27 protein-coding genes are annotated in these 22880 nt (G+C 67.4%); 10 read left to right on the top strand and 17 right to left on the bottom strand.

The features are described 5' to 3' along the window. From pnuC to ACIQ6O_RS02195, 3 genes are all read left to right on the top strand, one after another. On the top strand, positions 1–421 hold a 421-nt coding region (pnuC, locus tag ACIQ6O_RS02205; protein WP_396206130.1), incomplete at its 5' end, for a nicotinamide riboside transporter PnuC. After that, positions 382–960 carry an AAA family ATPase gene (locus ACIQ6O_RS02200; protein ID WP_396206129.1) on the top strand — a complete coding sequence of 193 codons (579 nt, stop codon included), beginning with the start codon at positions 382–384 and terminating at the stop codon, positions 958–960. The genes pnuC and ACIQ6O_RS02200, both read left to right, overlap by 40 nt. 10 nt (positions 961–970) lie before the next feature. Continuing rightward, on the top strand, positions 971–1411 hold the full coding sequence (locus ACIQ6O_RS02195) for a DUF6526 family protein (RefSeq protein WP_396206128.1): 441 nt from the start codon (positions 971–973) through the stop codon (positions 1409–1411). Here the strand turns inward: ACIQ6O_RS02195 and ACIQ6O_RS02190 are convergent. The 4 genes from ACIQ6O_RS02190 to msrP form a co-directional block, all read right to left on the bottom strand. Next, on the bottom strand, positions 1396–2685 hold the full coding sequence (locus tag ACIQ6O_RS02190; protein WP_396206127.1) for a class I SAM-dependent RNA methyltransferase: 1290 nt from the start codon (positions 2683–2685) through the stop codon (positions 1396–1398). The genes ACIQ6O_RS02195 and ACIQ6O_RS02190 overlap by 16 nt on opposite strands. Continuing rightward, positions 2669–5425, bottom strand: coding sequence for a putative bifunctional diguanylate cyclase/phosphodiesterase (locus tag ACIQ6O_RS02185; RefSeq protein WP_396206126.1), 2757 nt, complete (start codon positions 5423–5425; stop codon positions 2669–2671). The genes ACIQ6O_RS02190 and ACIQ6O_RS02185 overlap by 17 nt, the downstream gene beginning before the upstream one ends. Positions 5426–5625: 200 nt before the next feature. Next, the gene (locus tag ACIQ6O_RS02180; RefSeq protein WP_396206125.1) at positions 5626–6261 is read right to left on the bottom strand and encodes a sulfite oxidase heme-binding subunit YedZ; all 636 of its coding nucleotides are present in this window, start codon (positions 6259–6261) and stop codon (positions 5626–5628) included. A gap of 15 nt (positions 6262–6276) precedes the next feature. Next, on the bottom strand, positions 6277–7200 hold the full coding sequence (gene msrP, locus ACIQ6O_RS02175) for a protein-methionine-sulfoxide reductase catalytic subunit MsrP (RefSeq protein WP_396206124.1): 924 nt from the start codon (positions 7198–7200) through the stop codon (positions 6277–6279). Positions 7201–7306: 106 nt separating this feature from the next. Here msrP and ACIQ6O_RS02170 point away from each other — a divergent pair, with 106 nt between their 5' ends. After that, positions 7307–8290 (top strand): aldo/keto reductase, encoded by a 984-nt coding sequence (locus ACIQ6O_RS02170; protein ID WP_396206123.1) that lies wholly within the window; start codon positions 7307–7309, stop codon positions 8288–8290. A 352-nt stretch (positions 8291–8642) separates the two neighbouring features. Here ACIQ6O_RS02170 and ACIQ6O_RS02165 read toward each other — a convergent pair whose 3' ends face one another. The 3 genes from ACIQ6O_RS02165 to ACIQ6O_RS02155 are packed head-to-tail and all read right to left on the bottom strand — an operon-like array spanning position 8643 to position 11484. Beyond that, positions 8643–9776 (bottom strand): ABC transporter permease, encoded by a 1134-nt coding sequence (locus tag ACIQ6O_RS02165; protein WP_396206122.1) that lies wholly within the window; start codon positions 9774–9776, stop codon positions 8643–8645. After that, entirely contained in the window at positions 9773–10528 is a 756-nt protein-coding gene (locus ACIQ6O_RS02160) for an ABC transporter ATP-binding protein (protein WP_396206120.1), read from the bottom strand. Before ACIQ6O_RS02160 ends, ACIQ6O_RS02165 begins: the two co-directional genes overlap by 4 nt. Positions 10529–10530: 2 nt before the next feature. Beyond that, positions 10531–11484 (bottom strand): HlyD family secretion protein, encoded by a 954-nt coding sequence (locus ACIQ6O_RS02155; protein ID WP_396206119.1) that lies wholly within the window; start codon positions 11482–11484, stop codon positions 10531–10533. Between the two features lie 148 nt (positions 11485–11632). Here ACIQ6O_RS02155 and ACIQ6O_RS02150 point away from each other — a divergent pair, with 148 nt between their 5' ends. Genes ACIQ6O_RS02150 through ACIQ6O_RS02130 form a run of 5 tightly spaced genes read left to right on the top strand, consistent with a single transcriptional unit; the run spans position 11633 to position 15246 of the window. After that, complete coding sequence (locus ACIQ6O_RS02150) at positions 11633–12079, top strand: SufE family protein (protein ID WP_396206118.1); 447 nt, start codon at positions 11633–11635, stop codon at positions 12077–12079. A 17-nt stretch (positions 12080–12096) separates the two neighbouring features. Then, entirely contained in the window at positions 12097–12339 is a 243-nt protein-coding gene (locus ACIQ6O_RS02145; RefSeq protein ID WP_396206117.1) for a CDGSH iron-sulfur domain-containing protein, read from the top strand. Between the two features lie 9 nt (positions 12340–12348). Then, on the top strand, positions 12349–13128 hold the full coding sequence (locus tag ACIQ6O_RS02140) for a lysophospholipid acyltransferase family protein (protein WP_396206116.1): 780 nt from the start codon (positions 12349–12351) through the stop codon (positions 13126–13128). Between the two features lie 26 nt (positions 13129–13154). Further along, the gene (locus tag ACIQ6O_RS02135; protein WP_396206115.1) at positions 13155–14183 is read left to right on the top strand and encodes an NAD-dependent epimerase/dehydratase family protein; all 1029 of its coding nucleotides are present in this window, start codon (positions 13155–13157) and stop codon (positions 14181–14183) included. Further along, positions 14170–15246: a dihydrodipicolinate synthase family protein gene (locus ACIQ6O_RS02130; RefSeq protein ID WP_396206114.1), complete on the top strand. Its 1077-nt coding sequence runs from the start codon at positions 14170–14172 to the stop codon at positions 15244–15246. The genes ACIQ6O_RS02135 and ACIQ6O_RS02130 overlap by 14 nt, the downstream gene beginning before the upstream one ends. A gap of 98 nt (positions 15247–15344) precedes the next feature. Here the strand turns inward: ACIQ6O_RS02130 and ACIQ6O_RS02125 are convergent, their stop codons facing one another. Genes ACIQ6O_RS02125 through ACIQ6O_RS02100 form a run of 6 tightly spaced genes read right to left on the bottom strand, consistent with a single transcriptional unit; the run spans position 15345 to position 19754 of the window. Next, positions 15345–15845, bottom strand: coding sequence for a hypothetical protein (locus tag ACIQ6O_RS02125; RefSeq protein ID WP_396206113.1), 501 nt, complete (start codon positions 15843–15845; stop codon positions 15345–15347). A gap of 8 nt (positions 15846–15853) precedes the next feature. After that, a complete protein-coding gene (locus tag ACIQ6O_RS02120) occupies positions 15854–16828 on the bottom strand; it encodes a prohibitin family protein (protein ID WP_396206112.1) in 975 nt (324 codons plus the stop codon). Beyond that, positions 16812–17072, bottom strand: a complete 261-nt coding sequence (locus ACIQ6O_RS02115; RefSeq protein WP_396206111.1) for a hypothetical protein — start codon at positions 17070–17072, stop codon at positions 16812–16814. Before ACIQ6O_RS02115 ends, ACIQ6O_RS02120 begins: the two co-directional genes overlap by 17 nt. 57 nt (positions 17073–17129) lie before the next feature. Continuing rightward, entirely contained in the window at positions 17130–18503 is a 1374-nt protein-coding gene (locus ACIQ6O_RS02110; RefSeq protein WP_396206110.1) for a TIGR01777 family oxidoreductase, read from the bottom strand. Continuing rightward, a complete protein-coding gene (locus tag ACIQ6O_RS02105; protein ID WP_396206109.1) occupies positions 18503–19168 on the bottom strand; it encodes a DNA-3-methyladenine glycosylase family protein in 666 nt (221 codons plus the stop codon). The genes ACIQ6O_RS02110 and ACIQ6O_RS02105 overlap by 1 nt, the downstream gene beginning before the upstream one ends. Position 19169: 1 nt before the next feature. Next, complete coding sequence (locus tag ACIQ6O_RS02100; RefSeq protein WP_396206108.1) at positions 19170–19754, bottom strand: hypothetical protein; 585 nt, start codon at positions 19752–19754, stop codon at positions 19170–19172. Between the two features lie 141 nt (positions 19755–19895). On the opposite strand from ACIQ6O_RS02100, the gene ACIQ6O_RS02095 reads away from it, so the two are divergent. After that, entirely contained in the window at positions 19896–20567 is a 672-nt protein-coding gene (locus ACIQ6O_RS02095; protein WP_396206107.1) for a sensor histidine kinase, read from the top strand. Between the two features lie 74 nt (positions 20568–20641). On the opposite strand, the gene ACIQ6O_RS02090 is transcribed toward ACIQ6O_RS02095, so the two are convergent. From ACIQ6O_RS02090 to ACIQ6O_RS02075, 4 genes are all read right to left on the bottom strand, one after another. Beyond that, on the bottom strand, positions 20642–21733 hold the full coding sequence (locus ACIQ6O_RS02090) for a chemotaxis response regulator protein-glutamate methylesterase (RefSeq protein WP_396206106.1): 1092 nt from the start codon (positions 21731–21733) through the stop codon (positions 20642–20644). A 16-nt stretch (positions 21734–21749) separates the two neighbouring features. After that, positions 21750–22232 (bottom strand): chemotaxis protein CheX, encoded by a 483-nt coding sequence (locus tag ACIQ6O_RS02085; RefSeq protein WP_396206105.1) that lies wholly within the window; start codon positions 22230–22232, stop codon positions 21750–21752. Further along, complete coding sequence (locus ACIQ6O_RS02080) at positions 22180–22608, bottom strand: response regulator (protein WP_396206104.1); 429 nt, start codon at positions 22606–22608, stop codon at positions 22180–22182. Before ACIQ6O_RS02080 ends, ACIQ6O_RS02085 begins: the two co-directional genes overlap by 53 nt. Before the next feature lie 16 nt (positions 22609–22624). Next, positions 22625–22880, bottom strand: a 256-nt coding sequence (locus tag ACIQ6O_RS02075; protein WP_396206103.1) for a chemotaxis protein CheD, incomplete at its 5' end; no start/stop codon positions are given.

The following is a 22880-nucleotide window of genomic DNA, read 5'->3' as shown; positions in this document are numbered from 1 at the left end:
CCTCCAGGTGGTGTACTTCACGTTGTCGTTGTACGGCTGGTGGCATTGGTGGCGCGGTGGACCGCAACACGAGGCGGTGGTGGTCACGCGTACGCCGCGCCGGCATGCCGTCGTGCTTGGCGGAATCATCGCCGTGACCTGGGTGACACTCGCCGTGATTACGTCGCGCATCCCCGGTGTGGCGCTGCCGTGGCTCGATTCGCTGCTGGTAGCCATCAGTCTCGTGGCCCAGTGGATGATGACACGCAAGCTGCTCGAGAACTGGCTGCTGTGGATTGCCGTGGACGTGGTGTACATCGGGCTGTTCATCAATCGGGGCCTGCCGCTGACCGCCGTGCTGTATACCGTCTTCCTCGGGCTCGCCACGCTCGGCTTCTTCCAGTGGCGCAAGTCGGAAGCACAGCACGTCACGACCACGTGACGGCAGGCGTGAAGCGACTGGTGGTGACCGGCTCCGAGTGCACAGGTAAAACCACCCTCGCAGCCGCCCTGGGTGCTCACTACGATGTGCCCGTCGCCCCGGAGTTCGTCCGGGAGTATGCCATGGCCAAAGCCGGCCCCATCGACATCCTCGATCACTGGCCGATTACCCGCGGCCAGGCGCGCCTGCAGGATGAGGCCGTGTCGCGCGCACGGTGTGCCAGGCGTCCCCTCGTGATTTTCGACACCGACCTGCTCAGTACGGTCGTGTACGCGTGGCACTACACCGGCCAGTGCGAGGCGGGGATCGAGGCGATGGCGCGGGCACGCGTGGCCGACCACTATCTCCTGCTCGACATCGACGTGCCCTGGGTCGCCGACGGCGTACGCGACCGCGGCGATCGTCGCGAGGCCATTCATCTGCTGTTCCGCGAGACGCTGGAGCGTTTCGGGGCACCATACACGCTCATCCGCGGTTCGTGGGATGAACGTTTCGCCGCCGCCATCGCCACGGTGGATGGGCTGCTGCATCAAACCTGACCCACTTCACATGTCCAATACACCGCAGACCTACGCCAATCACGCGAAGTTCACGCCGCTCTACCATTTCTTCACGAGCCCGCTGGCGCTGATTTTCCTCGTCTGGAGCATCACCCGCTTCTTCAAGGTGCCCTCGTACGACACCGGCTACATGCTGGTGGGGGCGTTGGCGATGTTCGGCGTGGTATCGGTATCGCGCCTGTCGCCGCTGCGCGCACAGGACCGCATCATCCGCCTCGAGGAGCAGCTGCGCTATCAGCGCCTGCTGCCAGCGGCGTTGGCCGAGCAGGCGATGGCTGCGTTCTCACCGCGTCACTACATCGCGCTGCGCTTCGCGAACGATGCCGAACTCGCCGGCCTCGTGGAGAAGGTCATCGCCAACCCCGCGATGAAGGGGAAGGAGATCAAGCAGCAGATCAGAACCTGGCGCGCCGACTACTTCCGGCTCTGAGCCTTCGGCGCCACGCTGGCCAGCAGTTCCACCGGGAGCCCGCCGTTCGCCGTGCGCAACGCGGGCTCCAGCTGTATCCGCAGCTGTCCCGCCAACGCCCGGTCGGGCGGCACGAGCATCCCCAGGCGCCATCCGCGCCCGCCTGCGCGCAGCACATCGCCCAGTCGCGCATACAATCCGCGCAGGTCGGCGCCGCCGCTCACCCGCTGCCCATAGGGCGGGTTGGTCAACAGCACCCCGCGGTCGCCGACCGACGCGAGATCGGTATCCGACAACGCGCCTTGCTCGATAACCAGATCGTCGAGTACACCGGCACGTATCGCGTTCGCGCGTGCGGCCTCGATCGCACCAGCGTCACGGTCGCGCAGCACGATCGGCACGCCCGCACTGGGCTTCACGCGATCGCGAGCCGCGGCGCGCTCCTCCGCGTAGGCCACGCTCGGCGCATCGGGCCACTGCTCCATCGCGAAGCTGCGTGACAGTCCCGGCGCGATGTCGCGCGCGCGCAGTGCCGCCTCGATCCCGATCGTGCCCGAGCCGCAAAACGGATCGACCAGCGGCACGTCCCCGTTCCACGGGAGCGCAGCCAACATACCGGCCGCTAGCGTTTCGCGCAGTGGCGCTTTGGCCACCGCCAGCCGCCAGCCGCGACGGTGCAGCAACGCGCCGGAACTGTCGGCACTGATGGTGCAGCGATCGTGATCGAAGCGCACCACGATCAGCTGCGTGGGACCGTCGCTCTCATCGTCATCCTCGTCGTCGCGCGCGCGCCCCACCACCTGCGCGCCCGTCACCGCGCCCACGATACCGCGCGCAATGCGCTCGGCCACGGCATCGGAGTGATAGAGCCGCGATTTCTTGCACGTGACACGCAACCGCACCGAGGCCCCCGGATGCACCACGCGCGCCCACGGCACCTTCGTGGCCGCCTTCTCCAGCGTGGCAAAGTCGCGCGCCTCGAAGCTCGCCAGGCGCACGATCACGCGGCTCGCGCAGCGGGACCCGCAGTTCAGACGAAAAAGCTCCGGCAACGTGAGCGCGAGCGACACTCCCGCTGCACTCACCTCGCCAATGGGCAGTGCCAACGCGTCGCACTCGGCGGCGACCAGCGGTGCAAAGCCGGGGGCGCACACGGCGAACGCCTCCACACGCTCGGGCCACGGCGTGGAGCCCGAGCTGGTTGCCGCCTTGCCCACAGGCGTCGGCGCCGGCTTGGCCGGCGTCTTCGAGGCGCGAGCGGGGCGCGCCGCCCCGCCCTTACGCGGGGTCGCCACTCATCACGCGTCGGCGCAAGGAGCTGGTCGTACCACGCGACCCGCGGGCGACGAGGAGCTGCCAGTACTCCTCCGCATCGAGCGGCGGCGCGAACAGATAGCCCTGCCCCAGCTCACACCCGAGCTTGAGCAGCGCCCCCCGCTGCGCCTCCGTTTCGATGCCTTCCGCCACGGCGTTCATCCGTAGCGTTTCGCCGAGCGCCACAATGGCCTGAGCCAACACCGGTCCTTCGCCTCCCTGATCGATGACCTCCACGAACGCCTTGTCGATCTTCAGGATGTCGATCGGGTAGCGCTGGAGATAGCTCAGGGAAGAATAACCGGTTCCGAAGTCGTCGATGGCCAGGGCCACGCCAAGCCCCTGTAGCGCCAAGAGACGCTCCATGGAGAGCTCGGTGTTGTGCATCAGCATGCTCTCGGTGATTTCCAGTACGAGTTGCGCCGGATCGAGCCCCGAGTCGTCCAAGGCCTGGCGCACGTCGTCCACGATCTGGGCATCCTGGAGCTGGCGGCCCGAGAGGTTCACGGTAATGCGGCACGCGAACCCGCGATCGCGCGTCCATCGCTGCGCCTCGCGACAGGCGCGACGGAGCACCCAGCGGCCGATGGGAACGATGAGCCCTGTCTCCTCGGCGATCGGGATGAATACGCCCGGCGGCACCGTGCCACGTTCGCGGCACATCCACCGTACGAGCGCTTCGGCGCCGATGATGTCACCGGTCGCCAGCTCCACGATCGGCTGGTACTGCAGGAAGAACTCCTCGTGCTCGATGGCTCGGCGCAGGTCGGCTTCCACCACCAGCCGTTCGAGCGCCGCCTGGTGCATCTGCGGCTCGAAGAGCACGTGCTGGCCCTTGCCGCGCGTCTTGGCCACATACATGGCCACGTCGGCGTTGCGCACCAGTTCGTCGGAGCCCTCGCCGCGCTGCGAACGGGCAATACCGATGCTGGCATTCACGAACACTTCCTTGCCGGCCAGCATGAAGGGACGGGACAGCGCCTCACCGATGCGGGTGGCCACAACCAGGACTTCGTCCAACGACTCAGCCTCTTCCACGAGCACGGCGAACTCGTCACCGCCGAGCCGGGCGATGAGATCGCCCGAACGCACACAGCTCGCGAGACGGCGCGCGGCCTCCACGAGGAGGCGATCCCCCTCGGCGTGGCCGAGTGAATCGTTGACCGTCTTGAAGTTGTCGAGGTCGAGGAACAGCACCGTGACCGGATGCGCATGGCGCGAGTGACGCGCCAGCGCGTGTCCCACCTGATACAGGAAGAGCGAACGATTTGCGAGATCGGTGAGCGGATCGTGAAACGCCTGATGCATGTACTGCTGCTTGATGACGCTCTGCTCGGTCACGTCGCGCGTATTGAGCACAAGGCCACCGATCACGGGCTCACGCAGCAGGTTGGTGCCCACATTGTCCACCGTCATCCACAATCCAACGGCGCTCTTCAGGCGCCATTCGCACTGAAGCACACCCGGCGACGTGCTACCGGTGCGCATGGCGGTCTGTGACAATTCGTCGAGAAAACGGGTGCCGGCGTGGACGTCCTCCGGATGCAGCAGCTGCGTGAGACTGGTGCCCACGAGCGTTGCAGGGTCATGCCCGAACACGGTGGCCATCGAGGGGCTGGCGTAGCGGATCGTGCCATCGGGATCAACGATCATGATCACGTCGCTCGAGTGCTGCACGAGCGCGCGGAAGCGGGCCTCGTTGTCGCGCGCCGCCGATTCGGCCAGCGCCAGCACGGCTTCACGCGTGGACACGAACTGCCGCATGAAGGCGAGCACGGTGAGCAGCACGGCACCCACCACGAGACCGGCCAGCGGCTGCGCATTCTGCTCGAACGCCACCGCAAGCAAGAGCGCGAAGCCCGGCAGGGCAGCAGCATACGGCAGCATGCTCGACGAGATGGCTCCACGATCGCGCGGCTTGCGCGTATCGCGCTGCAGGGCGCTCACATGGCTCACCCACGCAGCGACCGCGATGAGCGTGATCGCGATGGGGTTGACCACCGGCATCACATCGGGGTGCGGCGCGCCGTTGAGCATCTGGACCACGCTCGCCGTGTGGCCGAGGAACTGCATGAGGAGGGCGGCGCCCACGATGAACAGTGTCGTGGCCCGATGGTGCGTGTGCGTGCGACGCCACACCACCGACGCGACCAGCACGAGCATGAGGTCGAGCACCGCCTGCGCGTGCAACAGCACGAACCACAGACGCAGACCACGGTCGGTGAGCCCCTGGGTGGTGCTCACGTTGAACCAGGAAAGCAGAACCCCACCAACGGCCACCGTGGCCACATCGAGGAACAGCTTGAGCCGGTCGATGCGTGACCGTGGCGCACTGGGGAGCTGCATGAGGGCGGCGAACACCGCCACCGGCGCAATCAGCGTCCCCCCGATCCAGAGCAGCTCCGGCCAGCTCCCGCCCTGCACCGCAGGGACGAAGCGGGCGAGCTGTTCCGCCGGGAGCAGCGCCACCACGCCCATCATGAGCCGCCAGAAGCGTCGGGCGCCGTGATCGAGGCTGAAGTCGCGTGCCGCGCGTCCGGTGAGGTACAGGGACACGAGCACCACGGGCAGGAGGAGCAACAGCCGCGGGAGGAGCCCTCGAGTCATCGGGCTCGAGCCGGCGGCAAACCAGCCGGCCAGGGCGAGCGCATACCCGACGAGCAGGGCGAGCAGTGCCCGTTCCCACGTCTGTCCCGCCACGGCAGCCGGAACGGCGGGCATGCCGGCGCTCAGGGCTGCGACCGAGCTCCCGCCGGTTGCGCGGCGTTCATTCGGCGTATCGAGAGAAGCTTGGCGTCGTCGTCCGACGCCAACGGGTACGTGCATGATGCGGAGGAGCAAGGAAGAGGATCGCCCCCGTAGGACGGCTCAGCCGGCACCGCCGTCACGTCGAACGCGCCATGGTCGGCGCGCCCACGTCCTTACCCGACGGGCGGGCGAATACTCGCCCGCGGTGTCGGACGCCACACGACCCGGAAGGCAAGCAAAAGCGCGGCAATGCCGCCGTAGATCATGGGCTCGGTGATATCCTGCTTCACCGCCCACACGAAGTGCAGGCACGCGGCGATGACCGAGACATAGACGAGGGCGTGGAGCTTGTTCCACCGCACCCCACCCAGCTTGCGGATACTCGCCTTGGTGGAGGTGAGCGCCAGCGGCACCATGATCACGAAGGCGAGCATGCCCAGCGTGATGTACAGGTGCTTGGTGACGTCCTTGAGGATCTCCTGCCAGTCGAAGAACCAGTCGAGCACCGTGTAGACGCTCAGGTGCCCGAATGCCCAGAAGAACGCGGCCAGGCCGAGAAACCGGCGCTGCGCCACCAGCCATCCCCAGCCGGTGAGTCGCATGAGGGGCGTGACGGCGAGCGAGGCGATGAGGAATCGCAGCGCCCATTCACCGGTGAGCCGTTCGAGCTTGTCGATGGGATCGGCGCCCAGCTGGTCGAGCAGCAACTGGGCGATCAGCAGCGGTGCGGGAACGAGCACCAGCGCCCAGAGCGCCGGACGGATGAAGCGCCGAACATGACGTTCGGCGCTCGAGGTTTCCTGACTCAACGGATCCGTCGGGGCTCAGTAGTTACGACGCAGGTCCATGCCGCTGTACATCGACGCCACCTGTTCGGCGTAGCCGTTGAACATGAGCGTGGGGCGGCGAATGAACTCACCGATGCGACGCTCCTTGGCCTGACTCCAGCGCGGGTGATCCACCTGCGGATTCACATTCGCGTAGAACCCGTATTCGCTCGGGTTGGCGTCGGCCCAGGTGGTGTTGGGCATCTTGTCGGTGAAGCGGAGCTTCACGATGCTCTTGATCCCCTTGAAGCCGTACTTCCACGGCGTCACGAGACGGAGCGGCGCACCATTCTGGTTGGGGAGCTGCGACTTCCCGTACATGCCGGTGGCCAGCAGTGTGAGCGAGTTCATGGCTTCGTCCATGCGCAGCGCTTCCTTGTAGGGCCACGGCAGCACGGGGCTGCGCTGACCGGGCATGCGGCGCGGGTCGAACAGGGTGGTGAACTCCACGAACTTGGCGCTCGGCAGCGGCTCCACGCGGTTGATCACATCGCGCAGCATCACCCCGCGCCACGGGATGACCATCGACCACGCTTCCACGCAGCGCATGCGATAGGTGCGGTCGACCACGCTCAGCTTGCCCACCAGCTCGTCGTACGAGTACGGGCGCGGCTTCTTCACCAGCCCTTCGACCTGCACGGTCCAGGGCATCGGCTTGAAGTCCTTCGCCAGCTCCTTCGGCTCCTCCTTGTCGGTGCCGAACTCGTAGAAGTTGTTGTAGCTGGTGACGTCCTCCTCGGGCGTCACCTTGTCGTCCTGCATCCCCATACCGGTACGGCCGAGCGCCTGCAGCGCCGCCGGAGAGAGCACGGTCCCCAGGGCGAGGGCGCCGGCGGCCCCCATGAACTGGCGACGGTTCTGGTAGATCGACTCCGGAGTGATCTCGGAGGACGGGATGTCGTCGGGACGGCGGATGAGCATGAGCGGATTCGGATGGAGGAGACCTATATCTTAGCGTTGAGGCGCGGGAAGGGTTCCCGGCGCCGCCGGTTTTGTCGTTCGTTCACCCCCGAACTTCCCCGTCCCCATGCGTTACACGTCGCTCGGCTCCACCGGGATGACCGTCTCCCGCCTCTGCCTCGGCTGCATGAGCTACGGCGCCTCCGCCTGGCGCCCCTGGGTGCTCGATGAGGACGCGGCTCGTCCCTTCTTCCGCCGGGCGATCGAGGCGGGGATCAACTTCTTCGACACCGCCGACATGTATGCGCTGGGGGTCAGCGAGGAAGTGACCGGCCGGGCGCTCCGGGAGTTCGGGCGGCTCGAGGAGCTGGTCATCGCGACCAAGGTGTTCTTCCCCCTCTCCGACCGCCCGAACATGGGTGGGCTGTCACGGAAGCACATCGTGCAGGGGTGCGAGGCGAGCCTGCGGCGGCTGGGGGTGGAGACCATCGACCTGTACCAGATCCACCGGTTCGACGCCACCGTGCCGATCGAGGAGACGCTGGCCGCCCTCGACCATCTCGTGCACAGCGGCAAGGTGCGGTACATCGGGGCGAGCTCCGGCTACGCCTGGCAGTTTGCCCAGGCGCTGAGCGCGAGCGAGCGGCACGGGTGGGCCAAGTTCGTGACCATGCAGAACCACTACAACCTGCTGTACCGCGAGGAAGAGCGGGAAATGATCCCGCTCTGCGCGAATGAAGGTGTGGGGCTCATGCCGTGGTCCCCCCTCGCGCGCGGCATCCTGGCCGGCGCACGACGGAGCATCGCCGACCGCGAGTCGTCGACCCGCGCGGCCACCGACACGTACGGGCACGGCTTGTACGACGAGCAGGTGAACTGGGAAATCGTGGACGCGGTGCGCCACATCGCCGAGCAGCGCGGCGTGCCGATGGCGCAGGTGGCGCTGGCGTGGCTGCTGAGCAAGCCGCAGGTGGCGGCACCGATCGTGGGAGCGACGAAGCTGTCGCAGCTGGAGGAGGCGGTGGGGGCGGTGTCGCTTGCGTTGTCGGACGAAGAGATCGCGATGCTGGAAGCGCCGTACCGTCCGCAGCCAGTGCGCGGGATCGTCTGACGGAGGGTGGCGGGGAGCTGCGGGGAGCTGCGGGGAGCTGCGGGGAGCTGCGGGGAGCTGCGGGGAGCTGCGGGGAGCTGCGGGGATCTGCGGTAAACTGCAGACGGCAGACGGCAGGAACGACAGCACGCAGTTGCGGAGGAATGCGGTACAACAAAACGGGCGCGCCGCTTCGCGGCCGCGCCCGATCTCCTTTGCGGTGGGGATATCGAGAGCCGCGCGAAGCGCCGGCTCTCGTGTTGTTCTTCCGTATTCCTCCCGTACTGCGTGCTGTCGTTCCTGCCGTCTGCCGTCTGCTGGTAAAGTCGCAGTAAGCAGTCCCGCAGTAAGCAGTCCCGCAGTAAGCAGTCCCCTAATCCAGAGTCTTGGAGAACCGCCGCACACTCACCGTAAACAGCGTCCCCGCCAGCGCCAGCAGCGCCCCCAGCTGCCACAACAGGTCCCGCACCCCCACCCCCTTCAGCAGCACCCCGCGCAGAATGTCGAGGAAGTACGTGAGCGGCAGCAGCAGCCCCAGCCACTGCGCGGGCTCCGGCATCGCGGCGCGGGGGAAGATGTAGCCGCTCAGCAGAATGTTCGGCAGCATGAAGAAGAACCCCAGCTGCATCGCCTGCGCCTGACTGCGCGCCACGGTGCTGATGAGCAGTCCCACCCCCAGCGACGCGACGATGAACACCAGCGCGAGCGCATAGAGCAGCAGCAGACTGCCGCGCACGGGGATATCGAAGAACACCACGCCGAGCAGGAGAATTACCGACATCTGCACATAGCCCACCATGACGAACGGCACGAGCTTGCCGAGCATGAGGCTGCTCTTGCCGATGGGCGTGACGATGAGCTGTTCGAGGGTGCCCCGTTCACGCTCGCGCACGATGGCGGTGCTCGTGATGAGCGTCATCGTGATGGTGAGGAGAATGCCCACGATGCCGGGCACGATGAACACGGCGCTCTTCTGCGCGGGGTTGTACCACGGGCGCACGCGGATCTCCACCGGCGCCCGCAGCTGGAACCGCTCGGCCAGCAGCTGCGCCCCGCGCGCCTGGGCCGCGAGCTGCGCGCCGGCGATGGCGGCGCCACTCGATTGCGGGTCGGCCGCATCGATGAGCAGCTGCGCTACACCCGTGTGCCCGCCGCGGATGTTGCGCTGATAGTCGGGAGGAATGACCAGCGCCACGCGCGCCGCACCGCGTTCGATCCACCGTTTCGCGCTCGCACGATCACTCACCTGCGTGATGATGCGGAAGTTGTCGGTGTTTTGCAGCACCTGCACCAGCGCGCGACTTTCACTCGTGCGTGATTCGTCCACCACCACCGTGGGCAATCGGCGCACGTCGGTCTGAATGGCGTAGCCGAACAATACGAGCTGGATGGCCGGCAACCCGGTCATGAGCGCGAACGTGAGCCGGTCGCGGCGCAGCTGGAGAAATTCCTTCCACAGCATCGGCCACACCGTCCACCGGCGTATGCGCGCAAGAAGCGCCGTCATGAGCCGGCCACCGGATGCAGCCCCTGCTCGTCACGCTGTTGCAGCATGACGAATACGTCTTCCACACTGGCCGCACCAAACTGCTGCGTCACCTCGGCCGGTGTCCCCAGCCCGATGAGATGGCCACGCGAGAGGAACGCCAACCGCTGACAGCGCTCGGCTTCGTCCATGTAGTGCGTGGTCACCAGCACCGTGGTGCCGGTGGCGGCGAGGTCGTAGATCGTCTGCCAGAAGGTGCGACGCGCCGCCGGGTCCACGCCGGCGGTGGGCTCGTCGAGAAACACCAGATCGGGGTGATGCGCGGTGGCGCACGCAAGCGCGAGACGCTGCTTCCACCCGCCGCTCAATGTGCCGGCGCGCTGCTTGAGGCGCTCTCCGAGTCCCAGCAACGCGATGTGATCGGCCAGCCGGCGGTCACGTTCGCGCCCCACCAGTCCGTACACCGACGCGTAGAAGCGCAGGTTCTCCGCCACCGTGAGCTCGTCGTACAACCCGTAACGCTGCGACATGTACCCGATGCGCCGACGCACCTGCTCCGACTGCGTGGTGATGTCGAAGCCCGCGACTTCCGCCGTGCCGCTGGTGGGCAGCACCAGCCCGCACAACATGCGGATGGTGGTGGTCTTCCCCGACCCGTTGGGGCCGAGCAGTCCGAACACTTCGCCACGCCGGATCTCGAGATCGAGGGCGTGCACCGCCACGAGCTCTCCGAAGCGTTTGTGCAGCGCGTGCGTGCGCACGACGAAGGCCATTCCTACCGGGCCTTTGGCAACGTCACCGTGATGGGCACACCGGCCCGCAGGCGATCGCCGGTGCCGTCGAACTCCACCTTCACACCGAACAGCAGGTCTTCGCGTTCCTGTTCGGTGAGGGCCACCCGCGGCGTGAATTCGGCACGGGTCGCAATCGCGGTCACGCGACCACGAAAGGTGGTGGTATCGCCATCGAGGTGCGCTGTGAGCGTGTCCCCCGCCTTGAGGCGCGGCAGCACGAATTGCGAAACGTAGATGCGCGCCCATGGCCGCGACGGCTGGGCCACGGTCACGGCGCTCTGCCCGGCGGCGAGCACTTCGCCCGGTTCCACATTGCGGCTCGAGACCACCCCGTCGACCGGCGACACCAGCACGAGGTCATTGGCGGCGGCCCGCACCCCCTCGGCGGCTGCGCGGGCCCCGCGCGCTTCGGCCGCAGCAGCCTGGCGTCGCTCGGTGCGCGCCCCTTCGCGCACCAGGCGAAGGGCCTCGCGAGCCGCATCACGACGCGCGGCGGTACCCTGGGCCGCGGCCCGAGCGGCATCGAGCGTGGCGCGACTCACATCGCCGCGCGCGGCCAACGGCTCGAGGCGCGCGAGGTCGGCTGCCGTGCGGGCGGCATCGGCCTCGGCCACCTGCACCTCCTTCTCCGCCCGGGCGATCTCGGCCGGGCGGGCACCTCGTGCAAGCTCTTGCGCCGCGTCTTCCGCGGCAGCGGCCCGCGCGTCGGCCTGTGCCATCGCGCTCGTGAGCGTTGGGGTGGAGAACACGGCGAGTGTATCGCCCGCCTTCACCACGTCGCCCTCGGTGACCAGCACCCGGACGGCGCGGGCCGCCTGCAGCGGCCCCACATTCACTTCCACGATTTCGAGGGTGCCCACGGCGGTGTCGGGGGCCGTGCTTCGAGAGCAGGCGGCGGCGAGCAGGAGGAGGACAGCGGCGACAGGTGAGCGCATGCCTCTAATCAGCACGCGAGGCGGGGGCGGGGCCAGAGTGGCATCCCCGCGGCGCGCGGATTTGCCACGCATCCGGCCACGCCGCACATTCGCGGGATCACGGCTCGCCACGCCCCAGTACGGTTGCAGGACCGGCTAGCTTATCGAGATGCAGGAAACGCCCGACAGCCTTCCCCCAGCCCTCGTCCGCACGCTCCGCCAGTTTCGGCTGTTGGGGCGAGAGGACAAGATGGCCGCGTTGCTCTCATGGTCGAAGAAACTCGAGCCCCTGCCCGAGCGCTTCGCCATGCTCGATCGTACCGAGTTCACGGTGCCCGAGTGCCAGACACGCGTCGATATCTTCCCGGAGCGCAAGGACGACGGCACCATGCACTTCTACGCCGACGTGAACGCCCGACAGTCGCCCACCGTGGCAGCGGTGCTGGCGATCGTGTTCGCGGCGGTGAACGACCAACCGGCGGCCATTACCCTTTCGCTCCCTTCCGATATCGTTCGCCAGCTCATGAGCGACATCGGTCTGGGGGCGCGGGAAAGCGGGTTGAATGCCATGATCGCGCGCCTCAAGCGGTTCGCCGCACTCCCTACCTCGTCATAACCCATCTCCATACAGCCATGCCCATTACCATCACTGTCCGCAAGAACGGCTCGTTCGGCATCAGCGCCGAGGACGCCGCACAGATCGTGCTCGTCGACCACGAAGGCAACGTGATCCCGCCGCGCGCCGAGGGGCGCCCCATGTCGCTCTGCCGCTGCGGCCACTCGGCCGTGAAGCCGTTCTGCGACGGTGCCCACAAGGCCGCCGGGTTCTGTGATCCGGCCGATCCGGTGGATACCGCGGCAACGCCGCAGAGCTGAGTCGCGACCATGCTCGGAACGGTGCTGAACTGGTGGGCGTGGTTTGAGACGGTCTCGGTCGTGATCCTCGGCACGCCCGTGGTGGCGATCATCTGGCTCTTCACAGCACCGTTCGACAAGGGACGCTATGCGGCGGGACGCGCCTTCCGTATCGTGGGCGTCACGGCGATGCGTCTCAATGGCTTGTGGAAGTTCCGCACGCGTGGGTCGCTCGATGACGCGCGCCGGCCGTACGTGGTGGTGGCCAACCACGAGAGCTACGCCGACGTGTTTCTCATCAGCTGCTTCCCGTGGGAAATGAAGTGGCTGAGCAAGGACACGATGTTCAAGATCCCGTGCATGGGCTGGATGATGCAGATGGCCGGCGACATCAAGCTCGTGCGCGGGGATCGCGACAGCACCATCAACGCGATCGCGCAGTGTCGTGACCGACTCGCGAAGAAGGTGAGCGTGATGATTTTCCCCGAGGGGACGCGCTCCAAGACGCAGGAGATGCTGCCCTTCAAGGACGGCGCCTTCCGTCTCGCCATCGAAACGCAGGCGCCGGTGCTGCCCATCGCTGTGGCGGGCACGCGCAACGCCATGGCCAAGGGCACGTTCCGCTTCCTGCGCGCGCGCGCGCTGGCGCAGGTGCTCGAGCCCATCGACACCACGGGCATGACGATGGACGATATCGGGCGGCTCAAGCAGATGGCGCGTGAACGTATCGACATCGGTCGTCGCGCCCTGGCCGCCGAGCTGGGCATCGCGATGCCGCCGCTGGCAACGGAGACGGTAAGCGCGGCGTAACGGGCAGCTCCCTCATCACTCTGGCGATGTCCGCGATCGACAGTCCCCCCGCTTCCGAAGACGCGCTCGAGGCTCGGCTCGCCGCGCCCGATGAGGAAACCATCGCCGCGCTCGCGCAGCTCGACGGCGACGTGCTCGTCCTCGGCGCAGGTGGCAAGATGGGGCCGAGTCTCGCCCGCATGGCCCGTCGCGCCATTGGTGGCCGATCGCGACGCGTGATTGCGGTGTCGCGCTTCAGCGATGCCGCGGCCGCCGCGCAACTCGAGGCCCACGGTGTCGAGGTGCTTCGCGCCGACCTCGCAGACCCGCGTGCCGTGGCGTCCCTTCCCGATGCCCCCAATGTGCTGTGGATGGCCGGCCAGAAATTCGGCACGACCGGCGACCCAGTAGGCACGTGGACCCACAACGTGGTGGCCAGCGTGCATGCAGCCGAGCGCTACGCCGGCTCGCGCCTCGTGTGCTTCTCCACCGGCAACGTGTACGGGCGCAGCGCGGTCGCGCATGGGGGATCGCTCGAGGGCGACGCGCTGGTGCCAGACGGAGAGTACGCGGCGAGCACGATTGGCCGTGAACGCGTGTTCGAGAGTGTTGCGCGCCGCACGGGCTCGCCGTTGCTGCTCTATCGGCTCTTCTACGCGTGCGACCTGCGCTACGGCGTGGTCACCGAGATCGCGCGACGCATGCTCGCAGGCGAGCCCGTAGACGTGACCACCGGCTGGGTGAACGTGATGTGGCAGGGCGATGCCAATCGCCTGGCCCTGCGCGGTCTGCTCGTGGCCAACAATCCGGCGCTGGCGCTCAACGTGACCGGCCCCATGGTGCGCGTGCGGGAGGTGGCGGAACGTATCGGCGCGCACGCCGGTGTGTCGCCGCAGTTCATCGGCGAAGAGCAGAGCGACGCACTCATCGGCAACGTGGACCGCTTGGCCGAGTATCTGCCGTACACCGCGCTGCCGCTTGAGACCCTGTGTGCCTGGGCGGTGTCGTGGATCCGGCAGGGCGGCCGTTTGCTGAGCAAGCCCACCAAGTTCGAGGTACGCGATGGACGCTTCTGAGCTGCTCGCGTTCAACGTGCGCGCGCATCTGCGGGCGGGGCACGTGATCCCGGCGCATCCGCTGGCGCTCACGCCCATGCGCGATATGGACGAGCGGCACCAGCGCGCGCTCACGCGCTACTATGTCGCGGCGGGCGCGGGTGGCATGGCCGTGGGTGTACACACCACCGGCTTCCCCATTCACGACGCGAAGATCGGGCTGTATCGGCCAGTGCTCGAACTCGCCGCCGAAACGGCGAGCGCGTCACTCGCCTCAGCCCCGCGCCCCTTCGTGCGCGTGGCCGGCCTCATCGGCGACACCGCACAGGCGTTGCGCGAAGCGCAGATCGCCCTGGCCCTTGGCTATCACTGCGGGCTGCTGTCGCTGGGCGCGTGGCGTGATGCCACCGACGAGGCGATCCTTGCGCATTGCCGGCGCGTAGCCGAAGCGATTCCGCTGTTCGGCTTCTATCTGCAACCGGCGGTTGGTGGGCGGCGCCTCGGCTATCGCTTCTGGCGCGAGTTTGCGGAGATCGCGAACGTGGTGGCCATCAAGGTGGCGCCGTTCGATCGCTACGCCACACTCGATGTGGTGCGTGCGCTCGCCGATGCGGGGCGCGACGACATCGCGCTGTATACCGGCAACGACGATGCGATCGTCGCCGATCTCCTCACGGACATTCCCGTGTCGAGCGGTGGCCGCGCCTACACGCGACACTTCGTGGGCGGTCTGTTGGGCCAGTGGGCGGTGTGGACGCACACGGCTGTGCGGATGCTCGAGGAGATCAAGGCCTGGCGCATGAGCGGCGACGCCAACATGCCGCGCGAGTGGCTCACGCGTGGTGCAGCCCTCACCATGGCCAACGCCGTGATCTTCGACGCGGCGAACAACTACACCGGCTGTCTCCCCGGTATCCTCGAGATCCTGCGCCTGCAGGGACTCGTACGTGGCAGGTGGACCTTCGACACGCACGAGCAGTTGTCACCGGGGCAAGGCGAGATGCTGGCGCGGCTATCGGTGCTATATCCGGAGCTCACCGATGATGCGTTCGTCGCCGCAAATCGGGACAGCTGGCTGAGCTAAGGAAGAGCTCGTCGGAGTTCACGGAGCAACGGAGACACGGAGGAAACTCCATGCTGTTCTCCGCGCCCTCTGCGCCTCCGTGGGCTCCCCCGAGCTGTTCAACCCGCTTGCGGCAGCAACCGTGCGTGCCAACTGGAGCGGGCCGGCTTCTCGAACTCGCGATGCCACGCGCCAACGGTCGTGATGGTGGAGTCGAACACCAGCGTGTCCGCACCCACCGAACCCGCAGCGGCCGCGGCACGGAACGCCGGGCGATCAGCCACGGACACCGCACCACCCGCATCACGCCAGTACACCGCACCATTCCCCACCAGCGACGTGCCAAGCTGCGACTCGAGCGCACGCAGCGCATGGAACAGCGCGTCGATGGAGCACCCCGACGCGTTGCTCGCCGCCTCGTCCACCCCCACGGCGAGGAAGCGATCGTCGCGCCAATCGCGCGCGCAGACGAGCGGCATGCCGTGCGCACGCCACTGCGTGAGATGTTGGTCGACCTCACGCAGTAAAACGTCAGCGGCAGCCCCGACTACCGGAGCCGCCGCCGAAAAGACCCACACGCGCGCCTCGTCGGGCAGCGCAGCAAACGATACGAGCGGCATGCCCAATCTTACGGGTTCTTTGCAGCCCCCGGTAGCTGCAGCATGGGCATGGCCCCACCGGTGACCTGCGGCATCTGCCCGTTCCACCGCTTCGCCATCTCGTACTGCACGAGCGTGTTCGTGATGCTGCGCGACAGCAGGTCGTTGGCCTTGGCCTGCGCCTCGGCCTCGGTGAGAATCGCCTTCGCACGACCCGCCGCCTTGATGCTGTCACCCTGCGCCTGGAACGTGTTCTTCTGCAGCTCGTTCTGCGCGGTCAGCGCCTGCTGCTGCATGACGTTCTTCAGCGAGATGGCGTCCATCACGGCCTTCGGCGCGCGGAACTCGTTGAGCGTGAACTGCCGCACCGAGATGCCGTAGGGATCGAGGCGCTTCTGCAACGCCGTCTGCGTGCGCGTGACGGTCTCCGCCTTCTTGGGGCCGAGGATATCGGCGATCTGTTCCTGCCCCACCACTTCCTGCAACGATTGCCGGATGGCCTGCTTGATGAAGCCGTGGGAGATGGTTTCGATGTCCGTACGGAACGTCTGGTAGAGCGCCGGAACCTTGGCCCCGTCGAGCTCGAACGACATGGACACGTCGAGGGACAGCGGCTGTCCCTCCACCGAGTTCACGTTGATCTCGTCGTTGGTCGGCGATCCTTCCGTACTGGCCCTGGTGAGTATCAGGGTCTGCATGAAGGTGGGGTACTGCTCGATGGCCGTGAACAGCGGGTTGCGCACGTGAAAGCCCGGGCCGAGTGGCTGCGGTGACACGCCGCCGCCCGCACGGTTGATCACGATGCCCACATGCCCGGGCTCGATGTAGGTGATGGTGGGGCGCACGAGCAGGATGGCCACCAGCAGTGCCGCGCCAGCGAGGGCCAACTTCATGAACATGCCGCCGCCGCCGCTGCCGCCGCCGGCCGACTGCATGGAGTTCCGCATGGAGCTGCCGATAGAGCTGCGCAGCCCCTCGATGGTTTCGTCAAGTGATGTGGCCATGGACCGCTTCCTTGTAGCAATGAGGACACAAAGGTTCACCGTTGGGCAACCGCACGAGATCGCTCTCCTGCTGCACCCCATGGATCGGGCACGTGAGATCCGCCTGCTTGTCGATGCGCTTGCGATTGGCCGTCTGGCGGAGACGACGACCAAGAGGCGTAATGCCGAGCGCCGTAACAAAAAGCGTCCCCACCACCGCCAGCAGGGCGACGAAGAGGACACTCTCGAGAATGATCACGTTCATACGTACTGAAACTACGGGCGGGGCGTGAAAAGGTGTCAAGGTTCCAAGAAACCGACCCTACGCCCCCAATTCGAATCGCAGCATCTGCTCGAGGCTGGCGTGGCGCCAGCGGAACCCCTTGGCCTGCAGCGCGCCGGGTACGACCCGCTGACTCGCCAGCACCGTGGCATCGGCCATCTCCCGACCGAGCGCCAGACGCAGCGCAAAGGCAGGTGCGGGGGCGAGCGCCGGGCGCGACAATACGTGGGCGAGCACCTTCGTGAAGGTCGCGTTGGTCACCGCGTCGGGCGCGACGAGGTTCACCGGGCCGGCAATGTCGTCGCGCATGAGACAGAAATGCGTGGCGCCGATGTGATCGTCGAGCGCGATGGGGCTGACCCACTGGGTGCCGCTGCCCAGCGGCCCGCCCAATCCCAGCTTGAAGAGTGGCGCCTGCTTGGCGAGGGCGCCGCCCGCCGCGCCCTGCACGATGCCGGTGCGCAGATGCACGACCCGGATGCCGGCGCGCTCCGCCGGCGCTGTGGCGGCCTCCCACGCGCGGCCCACGTCGGCGAGAAAGTCGGTGCCGAAGTGGCTGCCTTCGTCGAGCACCTCGTCACCACGCGATCCGTACACCCCGATCGCGGAGCCGCTGAGCAGCACGCGCGGCTTGCGGGAGAGGCCGGCGAGGGTATGCGCCAGCAGGGAGGTCCCCTCCACGCGACTGTCGCGGATGGCCCGCTTGTGCGCGTCGCTCCACCGGTCCGCGATGCTGGCACCAGCGAGATGGATGACGGCATCCACCCCCTCGAGCGCCCGACCGTCGAGCTGGCCGCGGTGCGGATCCCACGAGACATCCACCACCCCCGGGCGCACCGCCCCACGGCCGATGCGCAGCACCTCGTGTCCGCCGGTGCTGAGGAAGGCCGCCAGCTGCGACCCGATGAATCCGGTCGCGCCGGTGATCGCGATACGCATGCGAGGCCGATCGGCGAACTCGGCGTGTCGCTCGAGGTCGTTCAGGGTGACGGCGTGGCGATACGCGAACACGCGCTGCAGCGTGCCCGCCGCAAACCCGCCGGCCACGGCGTCGCCGAGGCCGCCGAGTGGCAGTTCGTACGCGATGTGATCGTCGAGCACGCTCGCCTGCGGACCGTCGGGCGAGAATCCGTGGGTGTGCACCCACGAGGTGAACGGCCCCTCCACCAGGACATCGCGAAACTGCTGATTGGCGATGTAGTCGCGGTGCTCGAGCTTCCACGTGGTGGGGACCGGACCCGCATGCACCCGCAATTCCACGCGGGCGCCGTCGCGGATGCCCCCGACGTGCGACACCACCTCCGGCTTGTCCCACGGCGGGGAGAGTCGCAGAAAAGCGCCGGGCCGCTCGTGCCAGGCAAACAGCTCCGCAACCGGCACGGGCACACGAACGCGCTTGTGAAACTCCGCCATTACCAGCCTCCAGCGTCCTCCAGATCCAGCACACGCCAACAGTACCAACTGGCAACGCTTGCCCAGGGACGCCAGTTCCGCGCGATCTTCGTCAGGCGCGTGGCATCGGGGAGCGCGCGCGTGCGATAGATGCGTTGCGCCCCTTTGCGCACCCCCAGGTCCAGCACGGGCAACACGTCGGGACGTCCGAGGCGGAACATGAGAAACATCTGCGCCGTCCACGGTCCGATGCCGCGAACGGGCACCAGCGCGGCGATGATCTCGTCGTCGCTCATACCGTCGAGCGCGTGCAACGGCAGGCGGTCCTCCACCACGTGGCGCGCCAGATCCTGCACGGCGCGCACCTTGGCGAGCGACAATCCACACCCGCGGAGGGCGTCCTCGCCGAGCGCGAGGATGGCCACGGGATCGGGCGCCTGCGCATCGCCCCCCACCAGCGCGCCGAAGCGCGCGTGGATGGTGGCGGCGGCGCTGCCTGAGAGTTGCTGATAGATGATATTGCGCGCGAGGTGCCCGAAGTGTGTGCCTTCGGTTCGGGGTAACAGCGTGCACGGCCCCACCTGCTCGATGACGGCAGCCAGCTTGGCGTCACGCGCCGACAGCTCCGCCTGCGCGGCCTCGAGCCGCGCCGGCGTGAGTGGCGCCAGCCCTGCGGGGCTGGACACCCTACATGCTCGCGCTGAACATGATGTGCGCCTTGGGGGTACCGGGGAGCATCAGCCACGGCTTCGAATCGGATGGCACCGTGCTGAGTCCGGTGGTGGCCGCCGTGGCGAACGGCACGTACACCACGAACAGCGACCGTCCGCCGGTCACCGCCTGCGTGGCCGGGTCGTAGCTCTTGGCGAAAATCTGATACAGAGCGGCCGGCGCCGTGGGCATCCGCAGCTTCCCGGCCCGCACCTCGGCGAAGCGCGACGTGTCGACCTGAGTGCCCTTCACCCCCTCAGCACGCAGCGCGCGGCCGCGGGCCATGAAGGGCTCCATGCTGTCGGCATAGCAGGACACGTGGAACTGCGCTTCGGCCGGATCATCGGCCAGACAGAGCATCCCGTTCTTGACCGGCCGGAGCAGCTCGAGCTTCCCGGCGGTGCGGTACCCCATGACCCCGGCCCCGTCCCGCATCTCCTTGGGGAGCGCGAGCACCGCCGCCGCGATCTGCTCGGAGGCCGGCGGAGGCGATTGGGCCTGTAGCCCGACGGTCATGGTGACGAAACTCACCAGCACAGCAGGCAGTGCAGCGACACGCATGGACGTCTCTCCGATGAAGTGGTCACCATCCCGGCCCGAACGTGCGGGGATCGTGCTATTGCTTTCGTACCGAAGCCAGACATGTCGCGCGACGAGCGCCACTGTGCGGCGACAGGCAGACCCGATAAATCTACCGTTGACATGTCTCTTTCGACCAACGTCGCGTCCAGCGAACCCCTCGTGCGATTCGCGCGGAAGCTGTCGCACGACCTGAACAACTTCTCCACGGTGGTGCGCACCTACAGCGAGCTGCTGCTGTCGGATCTGCCCGCCGATTCCGCCACGCACGCCGATGTGGCCGAAATCCAGCGTGCTGCCGAGAACATGGTGCAGTACCTCCAGCGTGTCACACGGTTCGCCCGAGCCGGAACGATGAGACGGGTTCCCGTGAACATCGACGATGTGGCCCGCGAGGCGGCGGCACAGTTCCAGTCGCGCACCCCGGCGCGTACGCTCGACCTGCGCGTGGCCTCGGGCGCCATCATTCAGGCCGACGCGCTGTGGTGGCGCGACGTGTTGCTGGAATTGCTGCAGAATGCCCATGAAGCCGCGCCCGCCGAGAGCCCCATCGTGCTCGCGATCGTACGGGTCAACGATGAGGTGGTTGCATCGGTCATCGACCGGGGACCGGGCTTCGATGCGTCCGTCATTTCGCACGCGGGCGAGCCCCTGGTGAGCGCCAAGGCGGGCGTGCGCGGCGCGGGGATGGGACTCGCCATCGTCTCGGCGTTCTGCGGCGCCGTTGGCGGCACGCTTGGGCAGACGCACGAGGATGGCCAGACCACCGTCTCGCTCCGGCTACCGACCGAGTAGGGCACGGCCGCACAAACGCACGCGGGCCCGGTCATCCCAGACCGGGCCCGCGTGCGTTTGTCGAGGCGACAGGATCAGACCGGCGATTCCGCCCGGATGTGCTGCAGCAGCGCATCAGCAACCCGATCGAGTGGCAACACCTCGACGGCCGCCCCGAGTTTGACCGCCTCACGCGGCATCCCGTACACCACGCACGTTTCCTCGTTCTGCGCCACCGTGTAGGAGCCGGCCTCGCGCATCGCGAGCAGACCCTTGGCCCCATCGGCGCCCATGCCGGTGAGAATCGCCCCCACGGCATTACGGCCGGCCGCCCGCGCCACGCTCTGAAACAGCACGTCCACGGCGGGCCGCTGGTGATGCACCTTGGGCCCGTCCTTCACGCGCGCCACCCAGCGGGCGCCACTCGCCTGCACGACGAGGTGCTTGCCACCCGGTGCCACCAGCGCAAGTCCGGGAACCACGTAGTCGCCATCCTTCGCTTCCTGCACGCGCAGGGCGCACACGCTGTCGAGGCGCTTGGCGAACGACAGGGTGAAATGCTCCGGCATGTGCTGGACGATGACGGTCCCGGGGGCATCCACCGGAAAGCGACGAAGCACGTGTTCGAGCGCTTGCGTGCCGCCCGTCGAGGCTCCGAGCGCGATGATCTTGTTCGTGGTATTGAGGGTGGCGATCGCCGCGCGCGCGTTCGACGGCGGCTCAGCCGGCTCCGCCCGTTTGACCACGCGTGCGTGTGAGGCCGCTCGGACCGCGCGCACCAACTCGTCGGCGACATCGCCGGCCGCCAGCGAACTGCCCGGCTTCGCGATGACCTCGACGGCGCCGAGCGACAGGGCGCGCAACGCGGTTTCGCTGTTCTGCGGCGTGAGCGACGAGCACACCACCACCGGCAACGGGAAGTGGCGCATGAGCTTGGACAGGAACGACAGGCCGTCCATGCGCGGCATTTCGATGTCGAGCGTGATGACGTCCGGGCGGAGCTGCGCGATCCGCTCGCGCGCCACGTACGGATCCGTCGCCGTTCCCACTACCTCGATGTCCGGATGGCGCGACAGCGCCTCGGTGAGGATGCGACGCACGAGCGCCGAATCATCGACGACGAGCACGCGAATCACGCCCGGCTTGCGCACCGGTGATCCGTTGCCAGCGAGAGGGGACGCTGCCACGAGAGTACTCACGAGTTCACGCGGCGGAGGCCGTCCCGGCAGCCGCACCGGCAAAGATGTACAGCACGGCCTCGGCACGACCGTCCTCCACGCCCACCTGCACCACGGCGGCGGGCCGATCGCGATCGCGCTGCGGCAGCACGCCGCTCTCGTGAATCACCGGTGCGGCAAGATTGAAGATCTTGTCGGCGCCGGCGATGAGCGGCAGCACATGCCCGCAGATGACGTTCCCGATCTCACCAAGGGCGTCACGCTGCAGCGGCAACTGCTTCGACTCCTCCTCGCCAAGCATATTGGCCGCGATGGCCGGCAGAATGGTCTGCGAGGCCCGGACGACCAGGCGTCCCGTCAGAGGGCCGCGGAACTCCACGGACACTCCCACGTCGAGCGGAGCGGCGGCCTGTTCCGGCGACAGCTCCGTCTCGGGAAAGAGGAGCGCCAGCTCCTCAAAAGTCGCTGTCGTCGCTCGCGACAGGGACTGCGCCGTAGTACTCGACATCTGTCACTCCAGTGACTCGCAGAATGGTGTCGCGCAGGGTTTCCGGCGCGAAGGGTTTACGAACGATCGAGGCGCCCAGCTCCTGCAGCACGGCCAGTCGGGTCTCACTGCCTTCCGTGGAGACCACGATCACCGCCAGCTGCTCGGTTTCCGGATTGGCGCGCAGACGCCGTAGCATCTCCTCGCCATTCATCACCGGCATGTTGATGTCGAGGAGCAGCAGGTCGACCCACTGCTCCTGGAGGACGAACAGACCTTCCTCGCCATTACCGGCCTCGAAGACCGATCCCAGCGGGACGCCGCTCATCCGGAGGGTACGCACGACCATCTGCCGCATGACGGCGCTGTCGTCGACCACAAGAACGTTGAATGCCATGAGTTCTGCCTGCCCGTCAGAGCTTGCTTTCCACACCGTTGATCTTGAGCGTGACCTCACCCGAGGTCACGTCGACCCACATCGTCCGCGACGTCTGCACGCCGCCGGTGTCGTGGGCATGAATCATCACACCGTTCTTCCAGAGAAGCTTGCGCAGGGCGATCATGTTGCGCTTGCCGATCTGGAACCGGTCGTCCGCCTCGCTGGCACCCGCATGCGCGCCGCCCGCGACCTTCACCTGCATCCGCTCTTTTTTCGCACCCAGCTTGTAG

The organism is Gemmatimonas sp., assembly GCF_044345575.1.
Taxonomy (GTDB): Bacteria; Gemmatimonadota; Gemmatimonadetes; order Gemmatimonadales; family Gemmatimonadaceae; genus Gemmatimonas.
This window is presented reverse-complemented; position numbering and strand designations above follow the sequence as displayed.